Here is a 4,424-nt window from a genome sequence, read left to right on the forward strand (position 1 = left end):
GACCCGCGCATATGAGAGTGACCACGCGTCGATCACCGACACGCTCGTCACCGGCCCGCATCAACGGTCCAGAGGCAGCCCCTCGAGCGACGGCTGGAGGGGCTGCCTCACCCTGCCCCTAGAACGGGCAGCCCCCATATGAGAACGGCGGTGGGTCGTCGGCGTGCGGGGTCGACCCCGCCATGGCGATGACCGGTGGGTCGGGTGGCTGGTCGGCGTCGGTGCCGAACGCCGGGGGACGGGTGATGACCTGGTGGCCGCCGGGCATCGTCCAGCGGATGCCACCGTCGGGCATGGGCGTCATGGCCCAGCCGGGGGCGAAGGTCTTGAGCCGATGGTGGTGTTCGCACAGGCAACACAGGTTGCAGGGGCTGGTGGGCCCGCCTCGGTCGTAGGGCACCTGGTGGTCGAGGTCGCAGCTGCGGGGCCGGGCGCGGCAGCCGGGGAAGCGGCAGCGCCGGTCGCGGGCACGGACGAAGCGGTCGACGTCGGCGTCGGCCCGATAGGCGAGCGTCTGTCCCGGCCGGCCGATCGGGTCACCTCGGCGGATCGCCGTGGCGTCGGTGAGCGCGAGCAGCGCGCCGGTCAGGGGATGGGTGACGGCGATCTGTGGGCGGGCGGCCAGGGTGGTGCCGGTGATCCTCCTGGTGAGCAGCAGGTCGGCCAGCGCAGGACGTCTCTCCTCGACGGATGGTGAGGTGTCCTCGGGATCAGCCGCAGCTCGGTCGCTGCCCGGGGCATCGGCCGGGTGGTCGCGTTGCAGGTCGGCGTGCCCGGCGTCCGCACCACTGGGCGGTGGGGCGCCATCGGTCTCCGTGCCGGCCCCGCTGTCCGTGGTGGGCGTGGTCAGACCGGCGCCCGTCTCCTCTGGGGGGATGGCCCTGTCGGCTGCCTCTGCCGTCACGCCGGTGGGTCTAGGGAGCAGGCCCAGGGCGTAGGCGATCTCCCGGATGACCTCGGCCGGCAGTGGTTCGCCGTCGACCTCGCCGGGCTCGTCGCCGCCCAGGAGGGTCGCCGCTGCCGCGGTGATGGTGAGTTGGGCCTGCACCGGCGGCAGGCCGTTCTCGCCGGGCCGCAGGATCAGGTCGGCGAGGCAGTCGGCCATCCGCTGCTGCTCGGTGCGTGTGTCGCCCTCGGTCCTGCACGCCCGGGCGTACCGCTCGAGGGCGTCGTAGCAGGCCCGGGCGACTGGGCCGGCGTGCGCGAAGGAGAGCGTGTCGATCCCGTCCCTGCCGGGGTAGAGCCGCACCCCTCGCTCCCGCACTGCCGCCGCGGCCCGGCGCAGCGCGGCGTTCGCGTCCGCGCGCAGAACCGCCCGGCGGGCGGCGACCCGCAGCTGGCTGGGTGTCTTCGACCCGATCCGTGCGAGCAGCCGGGCCTCCACCTCGGCCCGCACCGCCGGATCGGTGAGCAGCGCCAACAGCTCGGCCAGCACCTCGGCGTGCTTGCGCCCGATCCGCCCCTCCTCCAGTGCGGTCAGTGTCGCGGGGAGCTGCTCATCCAGGGTCACTGCCAGCACCAGCAGGTCCTGGGCGGCCGAGCCGGTCAGGTGGAGCCGGGTGGCCACCTCGTCGACCGACCACTCGCTCACGGTGGTCAGGACCCCCGGTCGCGCCGCGCGGGAGGCCGCCGACGCCGATCCCGGCTCACCGGGAGCCCGGTCGAAGGAGCCGGCCGGGCGGTGCCGGGCGAACTCGGCCAGCGCCCGCAGCTGCTGTGCCACCGCCCGACCGGAGGACCGGTGTGCGGCCACCGCGACGTCCAGCAGCGCGGCGCCGTCGTCGATCAACCGACCGAGCACCGTCGGCGGCCGCTCGGTCGTCAGGTCCCGGAACGACGCCTTCCCGGGGACCACCGTCACCGGTCTGCGGAACCTGTGGCGAGCGCGTGCGGACACCTGGTCGAGCACCGCCCGGAGCAGGCGCGAGTCGACCACCGAGTCGCCCTCCTGCACCCACTGTCGTCCGTACACGCGTTCGATCATAGTGGCACGCTGGGGTCCTGACCAGCGGAGACGTCCTCTGTGGACAGCCGCTGTCGTATCGCTGCGCGTGGTGATGCAGCGTCCGATCGAACTTGCGTGAGGCACTGACGCAGGACACCTCTGACTTCTGGGCCACGCTGCCGAGGCGCCTCAGCAGCGGCTCTTGACCGGCGCCAGCGGGCTCTGGCCGACCGCCTCGGATGCAGCTCGTCAGTAGGTCACTCGTCGTCGCCGAACGGCTCGGTCGACCACACGTCCGAGGCGCTCCCGCGTTCGGTGAGGAGCCCGGGCGGAAGGCTCCGCAGGGCAGCGAGATCGGTCGGGAACTGCTCGAAGACGTGCTCGGCGCGCACCGTGGTCAGGAACCGGGCGTCGTCGGTCGTGTCGCAGAGGAAGTCCCATGAACCGTCGGCGTGGTGGATGACCAGCCGCAGGGGCTCCATGTCGCCGAGCACGAACGTCGACGCGATGGACAGCTGCGGCCCCGGCGCACTCACGGGCTCAGGGTAGAGCCGTGGCGATGTCCCGGCCCTGACCTTCGAGTGGCAGAGCAGTCCACTGTCAGGCCAGGTGGCCGAACTCCCAGTGCCACGGCTCCGGCTTCTCGCCGCCCGGCCGCGCCCAGTCCGGCTGCACGAACCCGAACCGGCCGGCGTTGGCCGCCATCCAGGCCGACTGCACGGTGCCCGCGACGTTGATACCGCCGCAGAGGTCCACCGCCAGCGCCCAGCCGTGGTTCGACGTCCCGGGCACCGCGGCGAGCTCCGGCTTGGCCCGGAAGGCGGTGACCTGCGCGCTCAGCGACCGGTACGAGTCGGTGATGCACAGCGGGCTGCCGAAGGCCGCGCGGTAGGCGTCGGCCAGGGCCGCGTAGCCGGCGGCGGCGTCGCAGCGCAGCGCGTGGCCACGGGCGATCGCGCACAGGGCGGTGGTGGGGATCCGGCCGTTCGACCAGCCACCCCAGGCGGGGCTCACCGGGCCGACCGGCGCGGGCGGGGCGCCGCACGCACCGCGCCCGGCGGTGCCGCCCGGCGGCGCGGCGTTCGGCTGCGCCGGGGCGGGCAGCGTGACGCGCACGGCGGCGGCGCCGTCCGCGACCGGGCGGACGCCGACCTGGTAGCCGGCGGCCGAGGCGGCCACGACCTGGCCCTCGCCGAGGTAGATGCCCACGTCGCTGCCGCCGTCGGCGAAGACCAGGTCGCCGACCTGCAGCTGTGCGAGCGGGACGGCGGCGCCGTGCGTCCACTGGTCGCCCGAGGCGGTCGGGATGGCGTACCCGGCCAGCAGCCAGGCGGTGGCCGCCAGGCCGCCGCAGTCGTAGGCGTCCGGGCCGGTACCGCCGGGCATGTAGGGCTTGCCGAGCTGGGCCAGTGCGGAGCTGACCGCGGCGACCGTCTCGGCCGGCAGCACGGTGACCGGACGGTTGCCGGCCACGGCCCAGGCGATGCCCGGCACGGGCTGCCCGGCGCCGTCGAGCGCGGGGGACAGGCCCGCCGGCAGCGCGGCCGGGTCGGCGAGGGCGGCGGCGGGCGGCGACACGATGTCGGCGAGCGCCAGCTGGGTGAGGTGGTCCTGCCAGCGGCGCAGCGCGTGCTGGTTGACGTCCTGCTGGGCGGCCGCGGCCCGGCCGGTGCCCAGCGCGGCCAGCTGGGCGGCCACGTCGGTCCGCAGTCCGCCGACCTCCGCGCGCACCTCGTCGAGGACGGCGTCGGCCTGGGCCTGCACGGCCGCCAGGGCGGCCTCGGCCATCGCCACCCGGCGGGTCGCCAGCGCCAGGTCGACCGCGGCGCGCTCGGCCCGGACGACGTCGACCTCGAGGTCCTGCGCGGCCCGCTCCGCGATCGCGGTCAGGTACAGGACGTCGGAGGTGGTGTCGGCTGCGTGCACGTCGAGCGTCACCAGCGGAGTGCGTGCCTCGACCGGCGACCGGTAGAGCGCGGCGGCGCCGGTGCCGACCGTCGCCCGTGCGGCGGCGAGCAGCTGCTGCGCGGACTGCTCGGCGGCGCGGGCCGCCGCCAGCTCGGCCTGCCGGGTGGCGAGGGACTGCTCCAGGCCGCGGTAGCGGGCGGCGGCGTCGAGCATCGCGCTCTGCGCGGCGAGGGCCAGGCCGGTGGTGTCGGTCGGCTCGGCGGCGGTGCCGGGCACCTGCGCGCCGGGGGCCACCAGGCCGGCCAGCACCGGCAGCACGAGACCGAGGGCGGCCAGCGACAGGCGCACGCGCCAGCGGCGGCCGTCGGCGGCGGGCAGCCAGTGCCGGACGGGGGAGCGGCGGGTCGAGGCCTTCCGCCGCCGCGTGCCGTTCGTGCGACTCCGGGCACCCGGAGCGGGCCGGCGGCGGGCGGTGGGGCGGCCGGCCGAGGTGCGGCTCTTGTACACATCTCCGAGACCCCCAGACCATACTATACATAGTATCGCGTCTTCTGCTTGACAAAAAAAATCA

Annotated in this window: 3 protein-coding genes; all 3 read right to left on the minus strand. The window is 75.1% G+C overall.

Features of this window, described 5'->3' with window-relative positions:
• Window positions 1–118 precede the first annotated feature (118 nt).
• A complete protein-coding gene (locus CNO22_RS25750) occupies window positions 119–1,972 on the minus strand; it encodes a DUF222 domain-containing protein (protein ID WP_198588611.1) in 1,854 nt (617 codons plus the stop codon).
• Between the two features lie 230 nt (window positions 1,973–2,202).
• A complete protein-coding gene (locus tag CNO22_RS25755; RefSeq protein ID WP_100502103.1) occupies window positions 2,203–2,481 on the minus strand; it encodes a hypothetical protein in 279 nt (92 codons plus the stop codon).
• Between the two features lie 64 nt (window positions 2,482–2,545).
• The coding region (locus CNO22_RS25760; protein WP_332870108.1) for an NlpC/P60 family protein at window positions 2,546–4,424 on the minus strand (1,879 nt) is incomplete at its 5' end.

Source organism: Geodermatophilus chilensis, assembly GCF_002802985.1.
Taxonomy (GTDB): domain Bacteria; phylum Actinomycetota; class Actinomycetes; order Mycobacteriales; family Geodermatophilaceae; genus Geodermatophilus; species Geodermatophilus chilensis.